Annotated in this window: 27 protein-coding genes and 1 tRNA gene; 6 read left to right on the top strand and 22 right to left on the bottom strand. The window is 62.2% G+C overall.

All coding sequences use genetic code 11. The annotated features are described in order from the left end of the window. Positions 1–18 precede the first annotated feature (18 nt). A complete protein-coding gene (locus tag GRI68_RS11330; protein WP_160617344.1) occupies positions 19–474 on the top strand; it encodes a nucleoside deaminase in 456 nt (151 codons plus the stop codon). Between the two features lie 10 nt (positions 475–484). On the opposite strand, the gene GRI68_RS11325 is transcribed toward GRI68_RS11330, so the two are convergent. The 15 genes from GRI68_RS11325 to GRI68_RS11255 all read right to left on the bottom strand — a co-directional run bounded on the left by GRI68_RS11325 (position 485) and on the right by GRI68_RS11255 (position 14,181). Continuing rightward, the gene (locus GRI68_RS11325; protein WP_160617343.1) at positions 485–1,198 is read right to left on the bottom strand and encodes a ribonuclease T2 family protein; all 714 of its coding nucleotides are present in this window, start codon (positions 1,196–1,198) and stop codon (positions 485–487) included. Beyond that, positions 1,195–1,677, bottom strand: a complete 483-nt coding sequence (locus GRI68_RS11320; protein ID WP_160617342.1) for a hypothetical protein — start codon at positions 1,675–1,677, stop codon at positions 1,195–1,197. The genes GRI68_RS11325 and GRI68_RS11320 overlap by 4 nt, the downstream gene beginning before the upstream one ends. Positions 1,678–1,744: 67 nt before the next feature. After that, positions 1,745–2,605, bottom strand: a complete 861-nt coding sequence (gene nadC, locus GRI68_RS11315; protein ID WP_160617341.1) for a carboxylating nicotinate-nucleotide diphosphorylase — start codon at positions 2,603–2,605, stop codon at positions 1,745–1,747. A gap of 34 nt (positions 2,606–2,639) precedes the next feature. Further along, entirely contained in the window at positions 2,640–3,431 is a 792-nt protein-coding gene (locus GRI68_RS11310) for a LytR/AlgR family response regulator transcription factor (protein ID WP_160617340.1), read from the bottom strand. Then, entirely contained in the window at positions 3,428–4,642 is a 1,215-nt protein-coding gene (locus GRI68_RS11305; RefSeq protein ID WP_160617339.1) for a sensor histidine kinase, read from the bottom strand. The genes GRI68_RS11310 and GRI68_RS11305 overlap by 4 nt, the downstream gene beginning before the upstream one ends. Before the next feature lie 180 nt (positions 4,643–4,822). Beyond that, the gene (locus tag GRI68_RS11300; protein WP_160617338.1) at positions 4,823–5,797 is read right to left on the bottom strand and encodes a hypothetical protein; all 975 of its coding nucleotides are present in this window, start codon (positions 5,795–5,797) and stop codon (positions 4,823–4,825) included. A gap of 4 nt (positions 5,798–5,801) precedes the next feature. After that, positions 5,802–6,536 (bottom strand): DsbA family protein, encoded by a 735-nt coding sequence (locus GRI68_RS11295; protein WP_160617337.1) that lies wholly within the window; start codon positions 6,534–6,536, stop codon positions 5,802–5,804. 9 nt (positions 6,537–6,545) lie between these two features. Further along, positions 6,546–7,931 (bottom strand): M48 family metalloprotease, encoded by a 1,386-nt coding sequence (locus tag GRI68_RS11290; RefSeq protein ID WP_160617336.1) that lies wholly within the window; start codon positions 7,929–7,931, stop codon positions 6,546–6,548. 58 nt (positions 7,932–7,989) lie between these two features. Beyond that, positions 7,990–8,910: an alpha/beta hydrolase gene (locus GRI68_RS11285; protein ID WP_160617335.1), complete on the bottom strand. Its 921-nt coding sequence runs from the start codon at positions 8,908–8,910 to the stop codon at positions 7,990–7,992. Then, positions 8,907–9,998: a phosphatase domain-containing protein gene (locus tag GRI68_RS11280; protein WP_160617334.1), complete on the bottom strand. Its 1,092-nt coding sequence runs from the start codon at positions 9,996–9,998 to the stop codon at positions 8,907–8,909. The genes GRI68_RS11285 and GRI68_RS11280 overlap by 4 nt, the downstream gene beginning before the upstream one ends. A gap of 66 nt (positions 9,999–10,064) precedes the next feature. Further along, positions 10,065–11,933, bottom strand: coding sequence for a PAS domain-containing protein (locus GRI68_RS14035; RefSeq protein ID WP_407643352.1), 1,869 nt, complete (start codon positions 11,931–11,933; stop codon positions 10,065–10,067). Between the two features lie 137 nt (positions 11,934–12,070). Further along, positions 12,071–12,421, bottom strand: a complete 351-nt coding sequence (locus GRI68_RS11270; protein WP_325063803.1) for a DUF2141 domain-containing protein — start codon at positions 12,419–12,421, stop codon at positions 12,071–12,073. 65 nt (positions 12,422–12,486) lie between these two features. Beyond that, entirely contained in the window at positions 12,487–13,206 is a 720-nt protein-coding gene (locus GRI68_RS11265; RefSeq protein WP_160617332.1) for a sterol desaturase family protein, read from the bottom strand. Positions 13,207–13,252: 46 nt separating this feature from the next. Further along, on the bottom strand, positions 13,253–13,753 hold the full coding sequence (locus GRI68_RS11260; RefSeq protein ID WP_160617331.1) for an MmcB family DNA repair protein: 501 nt from the start codon (positions 13,751–13,753) through the stop codon (positions 13,253–13,255). 44 nt (positions 13,754–13,797) lie between these two features. Continuing rightward, entirely contained in the window at positions 13,798–14,181 is a 384-nt protein-coding gene (locus GRI68_RS11255; RefSeq protein ID WP_160617330.1) for a hypothetical protein, read from the bottom strand. A gap of 136 nt (positions 14,182–14,317) precedes the next feature. Here GRI68_RS11255 and GRI68_RS11250 point away from each other — a divergent pair. From GRI68_RS11250 to GRI68_RS11240, 3 genes are all read left to right on the top strand, one after another. Then, positions 14,318–14,394, top strand: a tRNA-Arg gene (locus GRI68_RS11250). 361 nt (positions 14,395–14,755) lie between these two features. Then, entirely contained in the window at positions 14,756–15,517 is a 762-nt protein-coding gene (locus GRI68_RS11245; RefSeq protein WP_160617329.1) for a GAF domain-containing protein, read from the top strand. A 57-nt stretch (positions 15,518–15,574) separates the two neighbouring features. Continuing rightward, on the top strand, positions 15,575–15,766 hold the full coding sequence (locus GRI68_RS11240; protein ID WP_160617328.1) for a hypothetical protein: 192 nt from the start codon (positions 15,575–15,577) through the stop codon (positions 15,764–15,766). Positions 15,767–15,827: 61 nt separating this feature from the next. On the opposite strand, the gene GRI68_RS11235 is transcribed toward GRI68_RS11240, so the two are convergent. The 7 genes from GRI68_RS11235 to GRI68_RS11210 form a co-directional block, all read right to left on the bottom strand. Further along, positions 15,828–16,475 carry a hypothetical protein gene (locus tag GRI68_RS11235; RefSeq protein ID WP_160617327.1) on the bottom strand — a complete coding sequence of 216 codons (648 nt, stop codon included), beginning with the start codon at positions 16,473–16,475 and terminating at the stop codon, positions 15,828–15,830. Positions 16,476–16,501: 26 nt separating this feature from the next. Next, the gene (locus GRI68_RS14030) at positions 16,502–16,705 is read right to left on the bottom strand and encodes an HGGxSTG domain-containing protein (protein WP_407643351.1); all 204 of its coding nucleotides are present in this window, start codon (positions 16,703–16,705) and stop codon (positions 16,502–16,504) included. Continuing rightward, positions 16,608–17,276 (bottom strand): hypothetical protein, encoded by a 669-nt coding sequence (locus tag GRI68_RS11230; RefSeq protein WP_160617326.1) that lies wholly within the window; start codon positions 17,274–17,276, stop codon positions 16,608–16,610. The genes GRI68_RS14030 and GRI68_RS11230 overlap by 98 nt, the downstream gene beginning before the upstream one ends. Beyond that, positions 17,273–18,019 (bottom strand): hypothetical protein, encoded by a 747-nt coding sequence (locus GRI68_RS11225; protein WP_160617325.1) that lies wholly within the window; start codon positions 18,017–18,019, stop codon positions 17,273–17,275. The genes GRI68_RS11230 and GRI68_RS11225 overlap by 4 nt, the downstream gene beginning before the upstream one ends. A gap of 521 nt (positions 18,020–18,540) precedes the next feature. Continuing rightward, positions 18,541–18,726 (bottom strand): helix-turn-helix domain-containing protein, encoded by a 186-nt coding sequence (locus GRI68_RS13915; protein ID WP_160617324.1) that lies wholly within the window; start codon positions 18,724–18,726, stop codon positions 18,541–18,543. Between the two features lie 92 nt (positions 18,727–18,818). Next, the gene (locus GRI68_RS11215; protein ID WP_160617323.1) at positions 18,819–19,526 is read right to left on the bottom strand and encodes a hypothetical protein; all 708 of its coding nucleotides are present in this window, start codon (positions 19,524–19,526) and stop codon (positions 18,819–18,821) included. A 1-nt stretch (position 19,527) separates the two neighbouring features. Further along, complete coding sequence (locus tag GRI68_RS11210) at positions 19,528–20,688, bottom strand: tyrosine-type recombinase/integrase (RefSeq protein ID WP_160617322.1); 1,161 nt, start codon at positions 20,686–20,688, stop codon at positions 19,528–19,530. A gap of 254 nt (positions 20,689–20,942) precedes the next feature. On the opposite strand from GRI68_RS11210, the gene GRI68_RS11205 reads away from it, so the two are divergent. Beyond that, a complete protein-coding gene (locus GRI68_RS11205; protein ID WP_160617321.1) occupies positions 20,943–21,731 on the top strand; it encodes a helix-turn-helix domain-containing protein in 789 nt (262 codons plus the stop codon). Between the two features lie 81 nt (positions 21,732–21,812). Then, entirely contained in the window at positions 21,813–23,480 is a 1,668-nt protein-coding gene (gene ccoN / locus GRI68_RS11200; protein ID WP_160617320.1) for a cytochrome-c oxidase, cbb3-type subunit I, read from the top strand. The last annotated feature ends 4 nt before the right edge of the window (positions 23,481–23,484 follow it).

Here is a 23,484-nt window from a genome sequence, read left to right as displayed (position 1 = left end):
TCGGTCCCGGCTTCTGAGATGACGCGATGGCCGCTACCAGAGCCGATGGCACTGGCGCTCGATGAGGCGATGCAGGCGGCGCGGGCCGGCGAGGTGCCGGTAGGCGCCGTCGTCGTGTGCGACGGCGAAATTGTCGCGCGAGCCGCCAACAGCCCCCGCCGTTCGCATGATCCCACGGCGCATGCAGAAATTCGCGCCCTGCGGCTCGCGGCGTCCGCGCTGGGCAGAGAGCGGCTCGACGGCTGCGAACTATGGGTGACGCTGGAGCCGTGTGCAATGTGTGCCGGGGCTATTGCACACGCCAGGATAGCGCGGCTCTATTACGCCGCCACCGATCCCAAGGGTGGTGCGGTCGAGCACGGCCCGCGCCTGTTCGAGCAGGCGACTACTCTCCATCGGCCCGAAATCTACACCGGCATGGGAGAGGCCGAGGCGGCTGAACTGCTGCGGGCCTTTTTCAAACAACGACGCTGATGCGCGCGTTCTACAATCCGCGCCAAATCGATAGCGGGGCATCGTCCGCCGCCCCGTAACGTCGGCCTCCGCATGAAGCAGGCATCCAGTCGCGCCCGTAGCAGAGGCGGATTTCCTCGAGCCAACCGCGCTCGTTCTGCTTAACGCCGATGCCGCCGCGCGGAACATGCGGATTCGCCGCGATCCATTCGTCTCGCAAGTCGCCCACCGTTAGGCCCCGCTTGCGCGAGAGCCGGTCGAGATCGGGAATGTCGAACGAGTGCCACAGGATTCGCATCACACGATAATAGGTCGAGGGGCGGCGCGTCATGCAGGCCCCGTGCTTCGTCCATTGCCGGGCGAGCAGAGAAGCAGACGGCGTCATGCACAGATTGCCGGCGATCGTATCGCCGGACGGGCGGTAGCGAGCCTTGCACCATTGCGGCCAGCGCCCGGCGCGTCCTTCGGGCCACAGGCCGTGTACGATCAGGCCGAACCAGCCAGAGCGGCGATTGCACTGTCGCAAGCGCTCGGCACGGTCACCGGCGTCGCGGCAAAACTCGGGCGACCAGCTCAGCGCGAAGGTATAGCCGGTGATCGGCCCCCCGCGCCGCTCGCCCTCCTGCGACACACGAGGGACCGAAACATGCTCGGGCACCCGGCACTGATAGGCCTGGGCGAGCGCGGGGAGCGGAGCGGCCAGCATAGCCAGCCCACCGATCGCCCACGCGCGGCGGACGGTCATTCCGGGTCGGTCGTCCGCTCGGTGACAATAGCGTCGTCGTCGTCGCCATCGACGATCCGCTTTCCCTTGAGCCAGATTGTCGTTTCGGCCTGGAACAGGAAATAGAGCGCGACCAGTTGAAGCACGATGACGAGCAGCCCCAGAATGGCGACCAGCGACGGCAGCACACCGATCATGGCAGGAAGCGATATCAGGCCGTAGGCGACCCAAAGCGCGATGATCCAGCGGATGACGCCGATCTTCTGGCGCGAAACCAGAAACCACAGCAGAAGACCGAGCAGAACGTTGAGCACGATCCCGCCGATCACGAATACGCCTTCCGAGCCGGAGAACATCTCGACGACGGCTTCGCCCTGCTGGGCGAACTGACGTTGCAAGTCACGAGCGAGCAAATCGCGGTGGATGATCGTGTTGATCGCGCCAACCGCGATCGAGCCGAGATAGAACAGGTCGAATTTCTTGATGCTGTCGGGCCGCATGGGCGTCCTCCCCCAGAGTGTGCGCCCTGTTTAACGTCGCCGAAGGCGATCGCCTAGTGCGTCGCCATCATAACGGGGTGAAATCGAGCCCGATATCGGCAGCCGGTGCGCTCTGGGTCAGCCGACCGACCGAGACGTAGTCGACGCCGGTGGCGGCCTTGGCAGCGATCGTGTCGAGTGTGATGCCGCCCGAAGCTTCGGTCGGTACGCGGCCGTCGACCAGGCGCACCGCTTCGCGCAATGCGTCGGGCTCCATATTGTCGAGCAGCAGCCGTGTGGCACCCGCTTGCAGCGCCGGTTCGATCTGGTCGATCCGGTCGACCTCGCAGATGATTTCTTTCACGCCCGCTTCGACCGCGCGGCGCACGGCCTCGCCGACATTGCCCGCGACGAGCACGTGGTTGTCCTTGATCATCGCCGCGTCCCACAATCCCATGCGGTGGTTCTGCCCACCGCCCATGCGGACGGCGTATTTCTCAAGGAAACGCAAACCGGGAATGGTCTTGCGGGTGTCGAGGAGAACGGCGTCCGTATCCCCCATCGCATCGACATATTCACGCACCATGGTGGCGATGCCCGAAAGATGCTGGACGGTGTTCAAGGCGCTGCGCTCGGCCGTCAGCATGGCGCGGGCATTGCCTTCGAGCCGCATCAGGTCGGTTCCGGGTGCGACCCGGTCGCCATCTTGGACTAGCCGTTCGATCGTCATGTCGGGGTCGAGGTGGCGGAAGAAGGCTTCGGCTATCGGAAGGCCTGCGACGGTAATCGGATCGCGCGAATCCATCACGCCCGAAAAGCGCGCTTCGGCAGGGATGACGCTTTCCGAGGTGACGTCGTGCCCGCCGCCTTCGAGGGTTTCGCCTAGATCTTCGGCGAACGTGTCCGCGACGAATCGCTCGAGATCGAAGCCGGTCAGTTCGAAAGTCATATTGTCTCCGCTCGACGCGAATGCGGGGTGGCTTCTAGTGCACGAAGCGCGCGACCACGTCGCGATAGCTGCGGCTTACCTTCACCTCGGCACCTGAATCGAGCACGAGGAAGCACTCGCCATTGGTGTGCGGCTTCACCTGCCGGACGAGGTTGAGATTGACGATCGTCGAACGATGGACGCGCTGGAAGGTGCGCGGATCGAGACGGCGCTCGAGGTCCTTCATCGTCTCGCGCAGGATCAGCGAATTGTCGGCGGTGCGGATGCACATATAGTCGCCCGCCGCCTCGATATGCTCGATCGTGTCGACGTCGACACGGAAGATCTGCCCGCGATCCTTGACGTTGAGCAGCTTCTCGTAGCGTTCGCTGCTTTCGCCGCCTTCGATCTCGTCGACCCGCTCGGGTGCGACTTCGGCGAGGACATGCTTCAGCTTTTCCGCTTCCTCGGCCGATTTGCGCTGGGCGAGGCGCTGGCGCACGCGCTCGAGCGTGTCGGCCAGCTTGTCTTCCTCTACCGGCTTCATGAGGTAGCTCACCGCATTGGCTTCAAACGCGCGGATCGCGTGTTCCTCGTAGGCGGTGACGAAGACGAACAGCGGCGGATCGATGTCCATCACGCCGTTGACGACCGAAAAGCCGTCGAAGCCCGGCATCTGGATGTCGAGGAAGACGAGATCGGGTTTCTCGGTCTTGATCTTGCGGATCGCCTCGCGCCCGTTGGAGCACGTGTCGATGATTTCGATGTCGTCGAACGGTTCGAGCCGGAGCTGAAGCCCCTGGATCGCGAGCTTTTCGTCGTCGACGATGATGGTGCGAATGGTCATTTTTTCTCAGCTTTCCCTTGAGCAAAGCGGGGCGGGACGATTTCGGTTCCCTGCGTGTCGGCGGGCCTGCCGCCGCGAACGGGGGCTGCCTCGATTCGTTCTGCGGCAAATTCGGCCGGGATCTCGATCACCACGCCGAAGCCGCCTTCGGCCGGTTCGCGGATTTCGAAATGGTGTTCGCCTTCATACGCCTGGGCAAGGCGGTTGCGAATATTCGCCAGGCCCACTCCGGTCGAAACGGGTTCGCCGCCGTCGAAGGTCTTGCCCGACAGGCGCTTGTCGGTCGCGCTGTCTTTCAGGCCCGGGCCGGTATCGGACACCATGATCCGCAGCATCGGGCCTTGCATTCGCACGTCGACGCGGATTTCGGCGCCGCTTTCCTGCGGGCTCACGGCATATTTGATCGAGTTCTCGACCAGTGGCTGCAACAGCAGCGAGGGCATCAGCGCATCGCACGCATCGTCGTCGATCCTGAAACGGGTCCGCAGGCGGTCCTCGAACCGCATCCGTTCGATATCCAGATACAGCTTGAGCGTGTCGATCTCCTGCTCGACCGTCACCCGGCCGCCCGGTTCGTTGATCAGCGTGTAGCGCAGGAACGACGACAGGCGCGAGAGCATCGCATTGGCCTGCGTCGTCTGCTTCAGCAGCACGAGGGTCGAGATCGAATTGAGCGTGTTGAACAGGAAATGCGGGTTGAGCTGGTAGCGCAGCATCGCAAGCTGCGCGCTGGTCGCCTGGCTTTCGAGCGTTTGCAGCTTGTCCTGCTGCTCCTCGACCTGAAGGAAGAAATTGATCGCGTAATAGAGCGAGGACCACGCGCCGAGCAGCACGAGGTAATAGGGATAGAGGCCGATGAAGCGCTGGGCGAAAGCGGTCGAGGTTTCGGGGCGGTAGAGCCCGTTCACCCAAGTATCGACGAAAGTCCAGATCGAGACCGCCGCAACCAGCACCACGACGCTGGTCGTCCAGGTGATGAATGGCCGCCGGTTGATCAGCATCCGGTAAATCACCGACAGGACCAGGCTGATCGAAAACCCGGTGATCGTGGTGACCAGCAGCACGACGAGGAACGACCACGGCAGGTCGTTGGCGATCGCCGAAGAGCCGCGCAGCGCCAGCACACCGCCCCAGCCTGCCAGCTGCAAGCGCCAGAAAGCCTCGTTCTTGTTGGCAAAGAAGGGGGTGGGCTGAACGGGGAGCGCGGGCATGATCCGGCCCTCCCTAGCCCGTTTTGCGCTGCTGCGCGAAGTTTTTGAAGCTGCGTCCGCCATCACCAATGATGAACTGCTAGGGACAGGGACGGGCGATGTAGATGGGACGACCGCCTTTGGCGCGACGGACCGCGCGGAATTTGCGGCGATGCTCGACCGGGCGCGTGTTCCGGGAGCTCAGCGAGGAGCGGACCTTTTCATTGCGGCCCTGGCGGCGGCAAGTTCCTCGACGAAATAGGGCTGCCAGTCGATGGATGTGCCTGCATTCTGCGCCGCGATGATGTCGATCTGCTCGCGTGCCTGGCCACGGCGTGATTTCCAGCCATCGTGCGAGGTGCCGATATAGAGCGGGCCGTCCTGTCCCGGGCCAAAGGTTTCGAGGAACAGGATCGCGCCTGCCGGATCGAACCCCGCGCGCGCCATGAGCCAAGGGGCAAGCCGATCCGCTTCGCGCTCGACATCCTTCGACGACGGGCGCTCGCCGCGCGGTCCTTCGCGCTGTAGCCGGTGCTTCAGGATATTGTGCGCCAGTTCGTGCGCGACGAGGAAAGCGAGCGCATCGTCGCTGACATCGCCTGCGGTCCAGCGTTCGCCGAGGATCACCCTCGTGCCGGTGCTTTTTGCGCCATCGTTTCCCGCCGCGACCTCGAAGCGGGCATAGCAGGCGGGGACGCCATTAAGCCGCCATTCGGCTTCGTCCGAACGCGCGATGCCGATGGCGCCGTGCCGGGCGAGTGCAGCATCGATCGCTTCGTTGAGCGCAAGAAGACGTAGCCAGTCGCGGCGCGGCTCCGCGGGCTTCTGGTTGGGGTCGGTCCCGAGCAGGCTGGTTACCTCGTCGTCGCGGCGCAACCCGGCCTCGGCAGCCGGTCCGTGCGCGGCGACGGCCTGGATCGCGATATCGCGTTGCTGGCCGATTTCGGCGCGCACCGCCTCCGGATCGGCAAAGCCGCGCACGTCGCGCAGTACGAGCCCAATCGCGGGGCGCGTGTCAGGACATAGCCCCGCCGACGCGGTCGCGAGACGCCATCCGATATCGAGCAAACGCTGGTCGGCGCGGGCGAGGCGTTCGAGCGGGCGCGGCTCGCTTTGCTGCGCCGCGACCGGCGCGGCAATCATGGTGAGGGCGAAAGCGGCAAATGCCCGGAGCACTTGATTATTCCTTCGCGGCGTTCTGCGCAGCGGCGATCGCATCGGCGAGCGCCTGCTTGCCGACCGCGCCCGCCAGAACCTTGTCGCCCACGATCCAGGCCGGTGTGCCTTCGAAGCCCATGGCGCGGGCAAGCTCGCCGTTCTTCGCAAGCTCGGCCTCTAGCGCCGGATCGGCGATGTCCTTCGCCGCCTGTGCCTGATCGAGACCCGCCTTGCGCGCCGCGATGGCGATATTTTCCGCTGGCGAAGCGTCGCCATCGTACATGGCGTTGTGGAACGCGGCATATTTGCCTTGCCGCGCGGCGGCGAGTGCCATCTTGGCGGCCTCGACACTGGTATCCGAAAGGATCGGCCATTCGCGGATCACGACGCGAAGGTCCGGATTGGCGGCGACCAGTTCTTCGACCTGATCGGCGCTGGTACGGCAATATCCGCAGGCATAATCGGTGAATTCGACCAGCGTGACGCTGCCGTTCGGGTTGCCTAGGACCGCGCCGGGGAATGGCTGCTCCAGATCGCCGCGCACGTCGGACAGCCGGGCTTGCGCGTCCTTGGTCTGCAAGGCCTGCACCATTTCAGGCAGGATTTCAGGGTTTTCGAGCAGATATTCTCGGATGGCCTCGCCATCGGCAGCGCCGCCGTCAATTGTGCGATCGAGAAAGAAGCCAGCTGTGGTTCCGATGGCCAGCGCCGCTGCGACCGCGAGCGTGAACCGCCCGGGTGAAATTCGTTCAGTCATGCCGTGTCCCTACCGCCCTTCGCGCTCGACCTCCAGAGCGGCGCGCGCCTGCATCGCGATGTCCTGTGCGCGCAACCAGTCCGGCGAGCCTTCGGGCAGTGCGCCGAGCGCGGCTTCGGCGCTTTGCAGCGCCCTTTGCATCTGGCGGCTCAGCACCTGCTGTTCGGCCGTGGCGAGACGCGCGCGGGCCATATCGCCGCGCGCGGCATAGACCACGCCCAGCTGGTACCAGCCAAATGGATTGTAGCGATCGCGCTGGACCGAAGCCTTGAGCACGCGCTCGGCTTCCGCGAAATTGTCCTTGTCCTCGGTCGCGATCAGCGCGTGGCCGAATATTGTTGCAATCAGCGGCTCGGAGCGAGTGATCTCGGTGGCGCGGCGCAATGGCGCAAGTGCTTCTTCCGGGCGACCCGATTCAAGTAGCACCTGGCCCTTGATCTCGAGCAGGTAGGGATCATCCTGATGCTTGGCGAGCAACGCTTCGATTTCGCTCGAGGCCCGGTCCATCAGCGCATCCTTGTGATAGGCATAGGCGCGCGCAACCCGGGCTTCGTCGCCGGTCATGCTTGGCGGATATTTACGCAGAGTATCTTCGGGACTGGCGAGATAGCCGTACAGTTTTGCCTGCATACGCCTGAATCGTGTTTCCAGCTCGGGATCCGATGGCGTGTCCCAAGCGGGATCGACAGTGTAGACCTCGCGCAACATGGAGATGCGATCGCCCGACATCGGGTGGGTCCGGTTGTACTCCTCGTCACCGCGCGCGCTGCGGCGGAAACCGCGGCGGAATTCCATATTCTGCAATCGCTTGAAGAAATCGATGCTGCCCCGTCCCGAGATCCCGGCGCCGGACAGAAATTGTGCGCCGGCGGCATCGGCCGAGCTTTCCTGGGCGCGACTGAAGGCGAGGAACTTGCCCATTGCCGCGCGCTGGCCGAGCTGCATCGCCGCCATCCCAGCTTCCGGAGCGCCCGCCAGCGCGGCGCCAAGGCCGATCAGCATCGAGAGGATTGAAATATTGGACGCTGCCTTGATGCCGTCGCCGCTGCGCAGGATATGGCCGCCGGTGATATGCCCAAGCTCGTGCGCGATCACGCCCTGCACCTCGTTGGCGTTTCCTGCCGCAGAGATCAGGCCGCTATTGATGTAGACCGCCTGCCCGCCAGCGACGAACGCATTCACGCTCGGGTCGTTGACGAGGATGATTTCGACATTGTCGGGTTCTAGCCCGGCCGCCTCGATCAGCGGCGCGGCCATATCGTGCAGGACAGCCTCGGTTTCCGCATCGCGCAGGATCGACTGGGCGAGCGCGGGACGCGCGGTGAAAACGGACAGCGCCGCCAGCGCCAGGAGCAGGGCCGGCAGGCGCGAAAGGCTTCGGTGCAGGAAACGCATCACACAGCCATAACCCATTCGTGCGTGAACGGGCACTGAAGAATTCAGGCGCGGATCGTCACTCTTTCGCCGTCACCTTGTCGACGAAGGCTAGCACGCGCGTGCGCACCCGCTCGTCGCGCCACCATGGACTGACCAGTTTTAGCAGAACGTCGTTGTGCCCCATCCCCGGGTAATAGGCGGTCTCTGCCGTGCCACCCGCTGCGGTCATCGCGCGTTCGAGCGAGCGGGCATTGCGGATGCGCACAACCGTGTCGTCCTCTCCGTGCACCAGCAGCAGAGGGGGCGCGTCGGCGCGCGCATGGTTGACCGGCTGGGTTGCTTCCGGGTCTTCGGCCTGCCCGAAACTGTTGATCGAGTTTTCGGTGTCGAAGGGGTAAAAATCGGCCGGTCCCGCCAGGCTGACGACGCCCGCGAGATCGTCTGCATTCATGCCCTTTGCCGCGAGCCAGCTTTTGTCGAGGCCCAGCATCAGCGAATTGTAGGCGCCGGCCGAATGGCCCATCAGCACCACGCGATCGGGATCGCCGCCATATTGCGCGATATTCGCCTCGCTCCACGCCACCGCGTCGGCCAGGTCCTCGAGCATCGCGGGATATTGCGCCTCGGGAAACAGGCGGTAACCGGTCAACACGACGACGTAGCCCTCATTGGCGAAGCTCCGGGCGATGAAGCCGTAATCGTCAGGGTCGCCCCAGTTCCAGCCGCCGCCATGGGTGAAGACGATCACCGGCCGTGGCTCGTCACCGGATGCGCGGGGTTGGGCATGGACCGCCAGCTTGACTGCAGGATCATCGCCCAGTTGCACTCGTGCCACCTCGGCGACATCGCGCGATCCGGCGGTTGCGCGGTCGATCCAGTCGACCAGCTTCGGAGCGTCATGACTGCGCGACATGTTCCACAGGGCCAGCCCCGCGATCACCAGCAATACCAGGACGAAGCCCCCGATCCACAGGCCCATACGCTTCCTCCGGCTCATTGCCCGGCCCCTTCCTGCCCCGCATCGATCACGGTCTTCGCGTCGGTGCTGTCGGCCAGGCCGCTGGCGGCGAGAAAGTCGCGACCCTCGTCCCAGCTGGTCCCGATATAGAGTGGCACGCCCGCATCCTCGATGGCCTTCTTCGCCGCGGCTTCCTCGGTCGAGAACGGCTCGCCGACCTTGCGGATGAAGATCGCCGAAACCTGCGCCGGATGATCCTCGAGCACATGGGCATAGGCGGTGAGATCCCCTTGAGAATCGTCCCCTACCAGCGCGAAGCGGCGCTCGGGATAAAGCGAGAGAATCGCGTCGATCGCATCCGTCTTGTGCGAGCCGTGCGACCCGCTGCCGAACGTCTTCCGGTTCAACCCCCAATCACGCAGGCGCAGCGGCCCGATCGGCATGGCGCGCGATCGCATATAGGCCACGAGATAGGGGTAGAGATTCCACGGCGAGGAGGAGACGTAGAAGAACGAGCGTCGGCTGGCGGGCAGGACATCGCCCGTATCGTCACCGGCCTCGTCGACCCCGCCGCCGAGCGCTTCGTAGAACAGCTCGGAACCCGAAACCGATTCGCGGCCCTGCGGCGTTGTGGCGAACAACCGTCGCCAGTTTCTCAGCACCGACTTGATGCCGCCGGTGACGCCGGTTTCGATGATCGTGTCGTCGATATCCGAGATCACGCCTTCGCGATTGTCCGCTCCGGGAGCGAGCACATGACCGGCGACGCAATGCTCGCCGCGCCGGTCGCGCCAGCGGAACGTGACTGTTTGCCAGTCGGCGCGCTCGGGCAGGGGCCAGGCCGGGGAGAGTTCGATCTCGAACCGGACGAACCCTTCCTTGTCGCTCACCGTCTCGTGGGTGTGACGGTTTCCGTCGGGCGCCTCGATTTCGAGCGTCACCGAATGCTCGGGCACCTCGTGCGAATTGTAGAGCGCAAGCATGGTGCGGAACGTGCGCCATCCGCCCGTCCCGTCGAAATCGGGCGCGTCGCCGCGCAGCACGCGGGCGTCGATGATGAGGCGGCTTTCATTGCGGAAGCCGAAATAGGGCTGGACGCGAATATCGCGGGAAGGAAACAGAACCATTGCCCGGGCTTTAGCGCGCGCGCGCGCACCTGGCAAAAATTCGCCAGCAAAATCAGGCAGCGTGGCTCAGTCGAGCAATTTGCGCGCGGCGCGCTCCAGCAAGGGCACGTCCTCGGGCACTTCGCCGAGCACCGATATTCTTCCGTCGGCTTCGCGGCGAATCATGACAACCGCGAATTCCGCGCCGTCCATGGGAATATCGTCGAAAGCGATCGGATCGAATTCGCGCAACTGGTCGGCGATGGCCTCGCGGACGCCCTCATTGTCATCGACCGCCTCGCCCTTTTCAGCACGACGCAGCTTGCGCTCTTCGCGGACCACGGCCTTCAGGCCGCCCTTGGTTTCGGACAGGTAGCGCGACAGCGTGCCACGGGGCAGGCCGAGGCGATGGCCGTGGGTCAGCGCGGTGGCATATTCGGTGATGCGGGTCTTGTCGTAATCGGCTCCGAACACGAGCTTTACGACCGGCGTCATCGGCGCGCGTTCCTGCACGGTGAGCCCGGCTTCGGCCACGATCTGCTCGAAATCGCCCGGGTTTTCCTCGGCAGCGATCGAGAAATCGTACGCCCGTCCGATGGCGCCATAGAGCGCATGGCGGGTGCGTTCTTCCGACCCCAGGGCCCGCTGCGCGAGTTCGCGCGCGGAAGCGAGCCAGTCGGTCAGCCCCATATCGTCGCGATCGGCAGGAGCGGCTGCCAGCGCAGCATCGCCTTCCGAGGCCATTGCGTCGGTCTGCTCTGCGGCGACCAAGAAATCGGGTTCGGATGCCTCGCCGGGTTCGGGCTCGTAAGCGTCCGGAACCGGCGGCGCGTCGGCGTCGTCGCTTGTATCGTACGCGCCGACATCCTCGTCTTCGTCCTCGTACTCGTCTTCTTCGTCGCTGTCAGCGTAGCCGCCGGTCAGCGACCCGTATGAGGCGTGCTCTACGAGTTCGCTCTCTTCGGTATCGCCGTAATTCGGTGCGTAGATCGAAAGATCTTCGGGTTCGTCGCTGTCGGTTTCGACGAACGAGCCCAGATCGAGAGGTGTATCGTCGTCGGGATCGATCACGGGCGGCTTGATCATGTCGACCGTGCGCCGCAACCCGAAACGGGGTTCGGGCAGTTCCGACATGGCGTCGTCATCGTCGCGCACAGGCGCTTCAATCGTCGCAAAGCGCGGGGTCAGGATCCGGTCGTCCGCCGCATCATCGTCCTCGACCAGATCATTGTTTTCGTCACTGTCCTCGGGGCCGTCCGCCCAGCCATCGACCTGCTGGCGGTTGAAATCGGGGGCCGGAGGGAATTTCTCCTCCTCGACCGTGCTCGCATCGTCAGCGTCTTCGTCCTCCGCTAGCGATCGCTCGAGCGACTGGTCCACTTCGAGCATCAGTGCATCGGACGTATTCTGGTCGGCCAGTTCCTTCCAGTTGATGACGCCATAGATGAAATCGATCGTATCGTCGTCGCTCGAAAAAGGCAGGAGGATTCCGCGATACAGCACGATGTGATCGTCCTGGTTCAGGAATTCGGCTTCGAAGCCGATCGGCGCCTGATTGGCGAGAATCTGCATGTAATGGTCGGTGATGCGGCTCAGCAGCGACCGGCTCGGCACATCGTCAAGGTTGGCGATGTGGCTGCTCTGGGTTCCGCATTCTTCGGCGAGCTTTTCGCCCAGGAAGGGGACTGCGGGATTGTCGACCCCGGCGGAGAAGTCGAGCAGCACCGAGTTGGGCCCGAAATCGGGCAGGTTTCCGGGATCGAGGTCTTCGATCGAGGGGTAATTGCGATTGTCGAGCAGGCTCGCCCAGAAATTGTAGGCTCGCACCTGCATCCGGCGCTCGTCCTGGCCCACTGTCGAAGGCGGCGTCTCGGCCAGCGCTTCGCCATCATCGTCGGGATCGTGTCCGTGCGGATCGATGTCCGCATCGTAGAAATCCCCGCGAAGACTATCCATTAGAAACCCCCGGTTTCGCACGCCATCGACGCGCATCATTCACCGTGGTTTTTGCAGGTGCGTGGTAAATTAAGCGTTAAGTGGAGCCGGGTTTTCTGACGTCGCGACAGGCCATTGCTTTCGAGAGGGCGGTGACGTCAGAAAAGGTAACGCATCCCGATCCGCTGACGATTGCTACCGGCCGCCAGGTCGAAGGCGGCGGCATCGAAGCTTGGCGGGCCCATCACGACCCGTGCATCGCGCGAAAAGCCGAACCCTTCATTGGGAATCATCAGCGTGGTGTCGACCTTGCCGTTGCCGTTCTCGTCATGCAGCAGCGCGATCGCATAGCGGCCGGGCTTCAGCTTGGTGAAATTCAGCTCGATAGAACTGGCTGCGGGCACCGTCGCCTTCACCGCGGACGCATCGTCCTCGCATTCGGGGAAGTGCTTCGGCTTGCTCGTCAGGCAGACCTGGACGAGCCCCTTCGACGACCGCAGCGAATGCACCTGCACCTCGAGCGTGGCGGTGGGGGGCGCGGCCCCGCCGGTCGCCAGCGCGACCGTGCCGACGGCTAGAGCGCGCCCAAGCCGCGATCGGTGCCGCAGAGCTTGTCCCAGAACCGGAAATAGAGTCCGTAATTGCATTGGTATCGCTCATGATGACGCTGGTGATGGCTGGCTGTTATCAGCCAATCGCCGAACTTGGAATGAACGAAGGCCTTGGGGAACATCTCCCACCCCATGTGATTGGTCACCCCCATGACCGTCATGATCGCGAGAACGAGGCCGAGCATGGCGACATGGATCGGCACCAGGAACGCGAGCGCGGGGATCACCAGCGCACCGCTCAGCGCTTCGAGCGGCTGGAAACTCATCGCGGCCCAGGCCGTCGGCGGGCGGCTTTCGTGATGGACCGCATGCGCGATCCTGAACCAGTAGGGCCGGTGCATCAGGCGATGGGTCCAGTAGAACCACGTGTCGTGCGCGAACAGATAGAGGAACACCGATAGCGGAAGATACCATAGCGGCATGGCCTGCCACTCGGTGTAGATCCTGGTCCAGCCATGCTCCTGCCAGCCCCAGGCGACGACCCCGGCGGGCACGCCGTAGATGAGGGCCGAAAGCAGCGACCAGCCGATCTCGCGCCGGATCTGCGGCTTGAGCGTGGCGTAATGGCCGGGGCGCACCCGTTCGGTCAGCCATGCGAAACCGCCGCTCGTCGCAAGATAGCGAATCGCGACGATCGCGCTCATGGCGAGCGCCGAGACCACGATGGCGAGTGCGATGTCCATGATCGCCCCTATGCCGTGAAGTGCGCGCCGACGCCAGCGGTGGCGCTCAGCCCTCTATGCGGCCCCACCCCTGGGTTTCGGGATCCCCGAGCCCGGTGAGGCGGCGCATGGCCGTACGTGCCAGGGCTTCGACTTCGACCTTGCGTCGTGCGGCGGCAAGCGGCTGGAGAGGCGCGGGGCGCAAAATCTCGCCGTCGTAGCCGTCGGCCACGATCACGCCGCAGCAATCGGGCCGGTGCGATTCGCGTTCGAGCATGGCGCGGTCGAGATGCGGCGGCACACCCCAGAAGAATCGGTCGCAATGGTCGAGATAGTCGGTCCACTTGGCGTCGCCCACCAGATCGGCCCGCGCGACTTTGATCTCGACGATCACGACCTTTCCCTTGGCGTCGATTCCCATCAGGTCCGCCCGGCGTCCGCCGCGCAGCGGCATTTCGGAAACGCACCAGATATCGTTGCGCGCGAACAGGCGCTGGATGCCGCGAGCCACGTCCTGTGCGGTCGCGAGATCGGTAGCGGCAGGCGGTAGGGATGAAGCGGAAGCCATCGCCACCGCTTAGGAACGAAACAGGAACTTGTCCAGAGCCGCGATCAGGCGTCTTGCGGGCTGGCGAGGGCCAGCAGCGCGGTGCGCGCATCGCGATATTCGCGCCACAGCGCGGTGGCAGGCGCGCGGGCGTCGCCGCCATTCTCGCAGACATAGAGCAGTGCGGCGAGGCCCGGCTCCATCATCGCGGCAAGGTCGTCGACGCCTTGCTCGGCAGCGCGGCGACGTTCGCCATGTGTCGCTTCGACCCGGGCGAGAAATCCGCCATCGGGAGCCGGCTCGGCTTCGCCGGCGAGCGTTGCGACCACCCGTCCGGCCTCGTCGAGGGAGCGCCAGCGCACCGCAAGTTCGGAGCTTCGTTCTTCGCCAGGCGGCTTCAGGAAGTCATGGTGCGCATCGGCATCGAAAGGCTGCGTGGGGTGCCGCATTGCCTGCCGGTGACTAGGCAAGCGAAGTTGCCAAATCGCTAATCCGCCCATCGGGTGAACGTCTCGGCGCGCGAAAGCACTGGCGGGAGCCGCGCGACCTTGCTAATCGCGCTGCCGCGTCGTCGCAAAGGCATCGGCACCCGTAGCTCAGCTGGATAGAGCGCTGCCCTCCGAAGGCAGAGGTCACAGGTTCGAATCCTGTCGGGTGCGCCACAATTTCAAACACTTATTAGGCTATGCGGCTCCTCGTGTGGAACGAGTATAGAAAAAGCCGGTTGAAATTGCGCGGCGGCATGATTGCCTTAAAGCCCTTCGCAGGCGCCTATTTTTCTGCCTAGTGTGACGCAGCAGCTTTGGGCTGTCGGAATATTTGCGACCATTAGGGTTGGGGGGCGCGATGAGCTTTGATTGGCTGGCAGAGGAAAATAATCTGTGGAACAAGTTGGTTGCGGAGCTGCGGAGCTCCAGCAGGTGGCAGTTCCTAATCAAAGTCATACTCATATTGGGTGGAACGCTAACTAGCGTGATAGGCGGGGCTATGACCGGGCCTCTAGCCCCCGACACAGGGTCTGGTGTGCTGACCGTAAAAGGGTTGCTGGTCATTCTCGGTGGAGGCGCGGCTGGCCTTGGAGGGCTGCTCTTACTCTTCTTGGAGTGGGACACGCCTGAGCTTCTCAGCTCAGCGAAAAGTTATGTCGAGCAGGTCAAGGTGTATCTTGCAGAGCGCGATGAATTGCTCCGCCTTGACGAAAAACGCCGCGCACTTTTGGATATGCAAACCGATATATACGAAGCGTGCGAGACGTTACCAAAGTCGACCCCGGTAGAAAGGGTCGTGAAGGCGATTCTCGATATTGGTAGCGTGAATATCAATGCCGCTATCGGGTTCGAGGCAGGAGAAGTCTGGGCCTTTTCTATTTTCAGGAAGACCGGGAAGGGCCGGGCGCAAAAGATGGAGAGGATTGCTGTACATTGGGCCGACCGAGAGGGCGAAGGGCGCGAAGCTCGGGATTGGAAGAAAAAAGAAGGGTTCACTGGATGGGCGTGGCACGATGCAACTGATGTCATTGTTGATGACGCGCGCAATGCGGAACATGGAGGCAAATATGATGCGTCCGACGACAAACGACACGATAGCGACAAGGATCGTTACGTTTCAGCAGCGGCGATTCCCATCCTCATTGGCAAGAGCAATGTGGTGTGGGGAGTAGTCACGGCCACTAGCAACGCATCGGGCCGCTTCAAACGCAACCCAAGTGACATTAAGTCGCAGAACGTCGACACAGTGCGCGTTTTGGCTCGATTAATCGCAACACAGGTAGCGTTGCGGAAATGACGCTCCATTGCGTTTCGATCGCAAGGTGATACAACCAACTCCGAAAGGAAGCGACAAATGACCATCGAGATGGAAAATAAGTTGGTTTCCGAGATTGAAGGCATTGAAGAGGAAAAGCGCATGCTGATCCGACAGATTGCGCTCGCGAGCGCCAGCGGAAAAAGCAATAAGACCGCGCTCATGAAAATGGCGAAACTCACACGTCGCAAGCGTCGCCTTACCCGCCCCCTCACTTCAGCCGCGGCCTAAGAAGGTCGAGACAAAGCAGGGCCGAAGATGTCGGCCTTGCTGAATCATTGCCGATTATCCCTCAAGGCTCTCTGAATCCTGCCAGCAGCCAGCGAGCCAAACCCGACGCAGCCATGAGAAATGCGACCAAAAGAGCTGGAACAATGAGTGGCGGCACGACGACACGAGCCGCCCACTTAGCTACTTTTTTGTTCCGGTCGCCTATTGAGTCACACCATAGCTTCAGTTGGTGAGTAGGCTCGACACCCGCTGCTTTCTCAAACCCAAAAGTCGCATTCGCCATTGCGTCACTGCGGAAGGCTACTGCTATTTGGTAGGAGCGCAAATCGGCCTCATACTCATATAGGTCAAGTCTAGATAAAGGATCGAGCAGAGGAGGCTCAGATTCCGCATTCAGATAGCTCAGCTTGGGTTTTCTGGGCTTAACCGGTTTGGCAGGAAGTTCGGAAAGAGCTTCCTCTATGGTTCCACTGATACAAACTCGCTCGCTTCTAGCGATTCGAACAGCTTCCGCCTCCATTAGAGTGTCTGCTTGCGCCTTAGCGTTGCCCTCAGCCGCAAGCAGATAGTTTGCCAATTCAATTCGATCAAACCGACTTGGAACCGGAAATTGGGTGGCCGCGTAACCGATCCAGATTAGCGCAGCCAAGATCCACACGCGGAGCCAACCCTTACTGCTCCTCCAATTAATTTGAAAAAGTTCGGCCAAATTGCACTCCCCAAGCGAGCGCTAATCTAGAGCACTCGTTCCCGTTCGGACAAGTATCTGCAAATCCAGGATGTCGCCGCTGACCTGCCGCCGTGCTTCCACGCATTGTAATTACCCTTTGGAGCGCCCGGATTAGTCCCGCCGTGCATCCTGCATCGCCGCCTGCCCCTTACCGCTGGCGATTGACACTCCGTCCCTTTGCGGGTCTGCGCCAAGCATCGCCGTGCCATCGCCAGCCGCTTCGGTTGCATGGGATTGTTTGACCGTTTCGGCATTTTCGTGCCCCCCGCTGTAATTGTGAAAAGTCTCGGCAACGACCGCCTGCCCGCCTTCATTGACGTGAACGTGGCGCACAGTCTGCTCTCTCGGCTGGTGCAGTTTGGCCAGTGCCTCCAGCGTCGTCCGACAATTGCTCTGTGCCCGCAGCGACAGCCGTCCGTATCGCTCTGATGAGTCCATGTATTCGCCAAGGTTCATGGCAGCGCGCCGCGCTAGTTCGGTGAATAGGCCGTCCAGTGTTATCGCCTGAGATGCTAGCATTCGGCTGGCCATCGCAAGGTCGCCATCGCTTGCCCGTCCCGCCGCCTCTTGGAGCGCGTGAACATAATCACCGATCCCCGGCAGTTCGATTCCGTCACCAATCATGCGCTGCTTCACGGCTGAAGCCGCGATAGCATTCGTCAACGTTGGCTGGAGCAACTTGCGTGCTGTCGCCCGCGCTGCCGTTTCATCGGGTGAACGTTCCACTTGCAACCTGTTGTCTGCCTCGGACTCATCGGCCTTCCTGCGCGTATTGCTCATGCTACCCCCTTTTCCTGATTAGCGCTTTCCGCAACCGCGCCGACGTGCGCGAAAAATGTCAAGGCGCTGATTGAGTCGCTCCAATCCGGTCGCCACCAGCCGAAAGGATACCCGCTCGCACACTCACCCCATGGTGTAGCTATATGTGTGGCGGTTTCCCGAACGGACCCGATTGGCTGGTTTCCGCCGTTCTCGACTTTGGCCGTGTCGGAATCCAATACGGCTCTGGCGCGACCGATTGGCCTGAATTGCTCTAGCGTGTCGGAATCCAATGCCGGAAAACGCCCGCGCTCCCGCCCCCGCTTGTAGGATTTGAGCACCCGCAATCCGCGCTCCATGCGTTTTCGAGCGCTTGATTGCGGTTCCGGTTCTTTCTCCAGAAATTCCCAAGACGGAGCTTTGCGCCCCGGTCCCGGCAGCCATGTCAGCCTCCAACTACGCGCCCTTGACTGCCCGGACGATCCAGAGCGAAACTCGTGCTTTAGCGTCAGTACAATGAAGCCGAGCGCCTGAAGAGTGTCGAAAGATCGACTAGCGGCCGCGAGGTCTGCCACGCCCATGCGGTGCGCTGCATCACGCACGCTCAGGTATATGCTGCCGTTGTTCTCGCCATTATAAAGCGAGATGAGTTCAACAAGCAGTGACCGATCATTCGGAGATAGTGCCCGGTAGGCGTTCGAATGGAGAATGCGGTGATCCAGACGGGCGAAACGACTGGTGTTGTTCCGCCCGTTTGGAAGCATATTTGACCGCTTGCACCGTCTAACCACTTGCCACGGCCTTTCGCCCGAGTTCGGTGAGCCGCAGGACGCTGGCACTCTTGCCGCTGGGATTGCGCCTGCGCGCGCCCGAAGGCTCAACCAGCCCCATGCGCCTCAATTCGCTGTATCGTGGTTGCAGGCTCTCTCTGGTCACACCAGCCGCTACGACCGCCTCTAGGACCGTCGCAGGTCCAATCTGGGCCAAGGTTCGCAGCGCAAGCCTGCGCAGGTGGGTAACGCAGGGCGCTATCGCTTCTGCGGCCTCCTGGCCGGTTTTGTCCGGTCCCTTAAAGCCGGGAAAGCTCGGGTAGTGCTCAGTCATTCGCCGCCTCCCCAAAACAATGGACAGCCAAGAGCCGGGCCGTGTGCCGGGACACGCGAAAACGGGCAGTGAGCAATTGCGCCTGCCGCTCCCCAGGTGTAAGGGGAGTGTGCAACCAGCCGACAAGTTGATTGCGCGAAGCCCCGGCCTGCACGCCGGGGTTTTGTTTTTTCGCCATGTCTCATGCTCCCGCCTGATAGGTGGGAAGATTGGCGAGGTAGGCTTCTAAGTCGGAAGCTAGGATGAGTGTCCGCCTACCCGCTTTGCGGGCAGGGAGACTGTCCCGCATAGCCTCATAAATTCGGCTGCGAGATAGGCCGGACGCTTTCACAGCATCTTGAACAGTAAGTGCGATAGGATTTGCCATTTCGGGTCTCCCACGAGGTCCGGGCAGGATTGCTCCGGACGTCGTGGGATGCTGGCTGGCGCTAATGCCGCCCAGAAAACACGGGGGGTTTTCTAGTCTTCCGAAGTTTCTCGTCGACCGGGCCGGTTCAGGATGCGGGCAACGGTCCTGATGGCAGCTGCGGGACCGCCCAATCGCGCTGATTCCGCAAGCCAATTCCGATAGCGGTTCGCCCACTCCACCGCAGGGTGGTCCTTGGCCTCTTGGCTGACCATTTCGCGAGCGGCTTTCACCCTACTCAAGGTCAGGTTGCACAGCCATGGGCCTTCGACATGCCGTATAAAGCGCTTGAGTTTGTCAGCTACCTTGCCGTCTCCATCCTTGTGTAAGGCGAGCCAAGCTTCGGCCAAGGCTGCGATTGCTCCAATTTTGTTGTAATCCGCCACTGTCCGGGATGGTGCGCCAGACCGTTTTCGTTCGCAAAAGAGTAGGTCACGACGGTTCGCTTCACGATCAACAAGAGCTTCAGCCGGGCGTATCAGTGGCTCCGTCGTAGCCTCACTAAACCCCTGCGACTTCAAGTATCGCTCAACCGCGAAGAGTGAAGCAAAGACCGCATCGCGTTGCCCCTGCAAATCCGCAGCGCGATAAAAGCGTGCTGCCGCAGCAAGTTCTTCGTGGAGCGTCCAAAGCCCCCATTGCACTGCACTATTAGCTGGTCCGCGTTCAAACAGCCTCTCGTCTACATGCTCATCAGCAAATCGATATTCCTCTTCGGTAGGTGCTCGCCATCCTTTTAGCGGTTCATCTTTTTTGGACATTCTACAGTGCCAGTTCCGTAAGCGCCTTCACCGCAGCATCGCTGTTCAGATGGCCGTAGTGGCGCTCAATCATTTCGGCGCTGGTTCCAGATATTTGCGCGATTGTGAGCAAGGGTAGTCCCGCGTCCACAAGGTCAGTAATCGTGCTGTGTCGAAGCGTGTAGGCTGTCACTCCGTCTGGCAATCCAGCTGCCTTCACCGCCGCAGCAATTGGCAGCTTCCAGCTGTTCTTGTCCCAAGCGATTCCATTAGCGCGCATAAAAAGGGGAGCGCAGGGCAGCTTGTCTTTCTCCTGAGCCGTGAAAAGTGACGCAGCTTCGGCTGGCAGCTGGATGCGGCGCGGCTTGCCAGTCTTGTCTTTGCCAATCGTAAGTTCACAGGTGCGTTTATCGAAGTCGCCAGCCGTGAGCGCTGCCATCGCGCCCGGTCGCAGTGGCAGGAGGCAGAGCGCCCGCACGAATGGCCGGGCCTCGCCGCTAACCGCCTCCAAAAGCGCCCTGCGCTGCCCTTTGTCCAGATAAAGGGTGCGCCTCCCGTCAGCATTAGGGGCTGCTTTCAGCGCTTCCTGCCAAGCAGCCTCGCTGTTCGGAGCGCCGGGCGAAAGTACCTTGGTCAGCGCCGCGCGCAAAACGGCCATATCCCGGTTGACTGTTGAGGGGGCGCGGGCGCGGGTGCGCCTGTCACCCTCCTTATTCCGGCTCACGAGCGCAGGCGTTTCTTCCAGCCGGGCGCGCCAATCTTTCAGGTGGCGGCGGCGGAGCTTGTCGAGCTTAACCTTGCCGATGGGATCGGGGTAAACATAGCGCTTGAAGCGGGCCTCGGCTTCCGGCCTGTCCTCGGCATAGGCGCGGCAAGCATCAGCAATGGTTTCCACCTTGGCGCGTATCTCGCCACCCGCTTCAACCAGTTCCGCTAGCGCTTCAGCTTCCTTCTTCGCCGCAGCGAACATCGCGTTGCCCGCCAGCGTCCCGAAGTCGCCAAGAGACTTCACCTGATACCTGCGGCTGTCCTCATCATAGACACGCGCGATCCAGGTTCCTTTGCCGCCACGCTTCGAAGGTCGAAAACCGAGAAAGCAGCCTGTCCGCAATCTTTGCCAGTGCGGCTCCCTCCGGGCCTTCAGCCTTTCGCGCTCTCCAACTTTGCTCAGATCCGTTGCCACTGCCAGCCGCCTTTGCGTTCCGTATGTAATCCGTGTGGAATACAATGCCGGATGGAACGGGACAGCGCAAGACGAGAACGCTGGGTTTTCTGCGGGTTTCAATGTCCGGAGTTGTCCGGGACTATGGCGTTACCCTGCACTCCGAAGGCAGAGGTCACAGGTTCGAATCCTGTCGGGTGCACCAGCTTCTTCCCGTCTTCGAATGGACCTTGCGTGTTCGAACGCTGGCGCCGCCGGCGGTTCTTTGCCGATGATTGATCCATGTCAATGACGGGGCAGGCTTCGGCAGGCAGGGCCGCGCCATGTTTTCAAGCGGATCCATTCCCCAACAGGCGCGATCGACACCCGATTCGCGCTCTCTGTTCGATCGCTTCGCGGCGACGATCTTTCAGGACGCGCTCACCGACGTCGTCCGGGCGCGGTTCCGGGCATTGGCGCGCAACTTCGACGTTTCGGCGGGCAATGCGGCGCTCTCGAGCGTGGAGCACGATCGCATCTGCTACCTGGCGAGCGGCGCGACCAAACTGGTCGCGCAGGCATCGAATGGGCGCGAGCAGGTGATCGCGTTTCACTTTGCAGGCGAGTTGATATCGATCCCGGCGCGGTCGGCGCATGATTATGCGCTGTGTGCGCTCAAGGACTGCGAACTCGTGGTGTTTTCGGCGGACGAATTCCTCGCGCTGGCGAACCGGGAGCCCGGGCTGGCCGGTCCTGTGCTCGAACGGGCGCTTGCCGCGCTTGCCCGATGCCGCGAGCAATCGATCGCGCTAGGGCGCAAGACCGCGCAGGAGCGAGTCGCCAGCTTCCTCGTCACCATTGCCGGGCGGATCGGCCGTGCCGAAGCGGGTGGCTGTGTGATCGACCTCCCGATGTCGCGCCGCGATATCGGCGACAGCCTGGGGCTGACGATCGAAACCGTCAGCCGGCAATTCGGCGAATTGCGCGATCGCGGCCTGCTCGAGACATCGGGTCGATCGATCGTGCGCTTGCCCGATCCGGCAGGCCTTGATGCACTGGCAGGACATCTCACCCATGCAGCGTGAAAATTTTTCGAATTTGTTCTGGATCAATGAAGCTTTCGAGCCAGCGCCCTAATTGCGCCTCAAACGGACGGAGACACGGAAATGCAAGCGGAAACCGCCCTGGGCCGCACGGGCTTATGGTTCGTCATTTTTTTCCTGTCGATCGCGGTGATCGCGACGGCGGCGGATAGCGGATTTGCCGCGCACGCGACCATCGTCGCCATCACCGCTTTCGTGCTGATGTGGATGAGCGCCATGCGCTTCGATCCGCTGGGCAAGGCGCAGGGCTTCTTCAAGATGCCCGAAGGCCCGTCGAAATATGACGACGACGTTGTCCGCTGGGGTACGATCGCGACGATGTTCTGGGGTTTGGCGGGCTTGCTCGCCGGCCTCTTCATCGCGTTGCAGCTTGCGATCCCGCAACTGAACTTCGAGCCTTATCTCAATTTCGGCCGTGTCCGCCCGCTGCATACCAGCGCGGTGATCTTCGCATTCGGCGGCAATGCGCTGCTCGCGACCAGCTTCTACGTCGTGCAGCGCACCTGCCGCACGCAGCTGGCCTTTCCTGGCCTCGCGCGGTTCGTGTTCTGGGGCTACCAGATGTTCATCGTGCTGGCGGCGACGGGCTACCTGCTCGGCATCACCCAGTCGAAGGAATATGCCGAGCCGGAATGGTATGTCGACCTGTGGCTGACCATCGTCTGGGTCGCTTATTTCATCGTCTTCGTCGGCACCCTGGCCAAGCGCAACGAGCCGCACATCTATGTGGCCAACTGGTTCTACCTCGCGTTTATCATCACGATCGCGATGCTCCACATCGTCAACAATCTGGCGATCCCGGTCAGCCTGGTCGGCTCGAAGAGCTACGTGGTGTTCTCCGGGGTGCAGGATGCGCTGGTCCAGTGGTGGTACGGCCATAACGCGGTCGGCTTCTTCCTGACCGCGGGCTTCCTCGCGATGATGTACTATTTCGTGCCGAAGCAGGCCGAACGCCCGGTCTATTCCTACCGGCTGTCGATCATTCACTTCTGGTCGCTGATCTTCCTCTACATCTGGGCCGGCCCACACCACCTTCACTATACCGCGCTGCCCGACTGGGCGCAGACGCTCGGCATGGTGTTCTCGATCATGCTGTGGATGCCCAGCTGGGGCGGCATGATCAACGGCCTGATGACGCTCAACGGCGCGTGGGACAAGATCCGCACCGATCCGATCATCCGGATGATGGTGATGGCGCTGGCCTTCTACGGCATGAGCACCTTCGAAGGTCCGATGCTGTCGATCAAATCGGTCAACAGCCTGTCGCACTATACCGACTGGACCATCGGGCACGTCCACTCCGGCGCACTGGGCTGGAACGGCATGATCACCTTCGCCTGCCTTTATTACCTGTTCCCGCGTCTGTGGAAGCGCGAGCGGATGTATTCGCTGCGGATGATCAATTGGCACTTCTGGCTCGCGACGCTGGGGATCGTGTTCTACGCCGCCAGCATGTGGGTGGCGGGCGTCACCCAGGGCCTGATGTGGCGCGAGACCGATCCCAATACCGGTTACCTGGTGAACACCTTCGCCGATACCGTGGCCGCGGTGAAGCCGATGTTCTTCATGCGTGCCTTTGGCGGCCTGCTCTATCTCGGCGGTGCCCTGGTCATGACCTACAACGTCTGGATGACGCTCGCCGGCAAATTGCGCGACGAGAAGCCGCTGAACGACGCGGCTTACGATCCCGCCGCCGACCGCCCGATCACCGCAACCGTTCCTGCCGAATAGGAAG

It is taken from the genome of Alteriqipengyuania halimionae (assembly GCF_009827575.1).
Taxonomy (GTDB): domain Bacteria; phylum Pseudomonadota; class Alphaproteobacteria; order Sphingomonadales; family Sphingomonadaceae; genus Alteriqipengyuania_A; species Alteriqipengyuania_A halimionae.
The sequence above is the reverse complement of the archived record's forward strand: the minus strand, read 5'-3'. Positions and strand labels throughout refer to the sequence as shown.

Excerpts from the sequence above, each read along its gene's own strand:
- GRI68_RS11330 (WP_160617344.1), top strand. The coding sequence starts at position 19 with ATGACGCGATGGCCGCTACCAGAGCCGATGGCACTGGCGCTCGATGAG.
- GRI68_RS11325 (WP_160617343.1), bottom strand. The coding sequence starts at position 1,198 with ATGACCGTCCGCCGCGCGTGGGCGATCGGTGGGCTGGCTATGCTGGCC.
- GRI68_RS11320 (WP_160617342.1), bottom strand. The coding sequence starts at position 1,677 with ATGCGGCCCGACAGCATCAAGAAATTCGACCTGTTCTATCTCGGCTCG.
- nadC (WP_160617341.1), bottom strand. The coding sequence starts at position 2,605 with ATGACTTTCGAACTGACCGGCTTCGATCTCGAGCGATTCGTCGCGGAC.
- GRI68_RS11310 (WP_160617340.1), bottom strand. The coding sequence starts at position 3,431 with ATGACCATTCGCACCATCATCGTCGACGACGAAAAGCTCGCGATCCAG.
- GRI68_RS11305 (WP_160617339.1), bottom strand. The coding sequence starts at position 4,642 with ATGCCCGCGCTCCCCGTTCAGCCCACCCCCTTCTTTGCCAACAAGAAC.
- GRI68_RS11295 (WP_160617337.1), bottom strand. The coding sequence starts at position 6,536 with ATGACTGAACGAATTTCACCCGGGCGGTTCACGCTCGCGGTCGCAGCG.
- GRI68_RS11290 (WP_160617336.1), bottom strand. The coding sequence starts at position 7,931 with ATGCGTTTCCTGCACCGAAGCCTTTCGCGCCTGCCGGCCCTGCTCCTG.
- GRI68_RS11285 (WP_160617335.1), bottom strand. The coding sequence starts at position 8,910 with ATGAGCCGGAGGAAGCGTATGGGCCTGTGGATCGGGGGCTTCGTCCTG.
- GRI68_RS11280 (WP_160617334.1), bottom strand. The coding sequence starts at position 9,998 with ATGGTTCTGTTTCCTTCCCGCGATATTCGCGTCCAGCCCTATTTCGGC.
- GRI68_RS14035 (WP_407643352.1), bottom strand. The coding sequence starts at position 11,933 with ATGGATAGTCTTCGCGGGGATTTCTACGATGCGGACATCGATCCGCAC.
- GRI68_RS11265 (WP_160617332.1), bottom strand. The coding sequence starts at position 13,206 with ATGGACATCGCACTCGCCATCGTGGTCTCGGCGCTCGCCATGAGCGCG.
- GRI68_RS11260 (WP_160617331.1), bottom strand. The coding sequence starts at position 13,753 with ATGGCTTCCGCTTCATCCCTACCGCCTGCCGCTACCGATCTCGCGACC.
- GRI68_RS11255 (WP_160617330.1), bottom strand. The coding sequence starts at position 14,181 with ATGCGGCACCCCACGCAGCCTTTCGATGCCGATGCGCACCATGACTTC.
- GRI68_RS11240 (WP_160617328.1), top strand. The coding sequence starts at position 15,575 with ATGACCATCGAGATGGAAAATAAGTTGGTTTCCGAGATTGAAGGCATT.
- GRI68_RS14030 (WP_407643351.1), bottom strand. The coding sequence starts at position 16,705 with ATGGCACGGCGATGCTTGGCGCAGACCCGCAAAGGGACGGAGTGTCAA.
- GRI68_RS11230 (WP_160617326.1), bottom strand. The coding sequence starts at position 17,276 with ATGAGCAATACGCGCAGGAAGGCCGATGAGTCCGAGGCAGACAACAGG.
- GRI68_RS11225 (WP_160617325.1), bottom strand. The coding sequence starts at position 18,019 with ATGCTTCCAAACGGGCGGAACAACACCAGTCGTTTCGCCCGTCTGGAT.
- GRI68_RS13915 (WP_160617324.1), bottom strand. The coding sequence starts at position 18,726 with ATGGCAAATCCTATCGCACTTACTGTTCAAGATGCTGTGAAAGCGTCC.
- GRI68_RS11215 (WP_160617323.1), bottom strand. The coding sequence starts at position 19,526 with ATGTCCAAAAAAGATGAACCGCTAAAAGGATGGCGAGCACCTACCGAA.
- ccoN (WP_160617320.1), top strand. The coding sequence starts at position 21,813 with ATGCAAGCGGAAACCGCCCTGGGCCGCACGGGCTTATGGTTCGTCATT.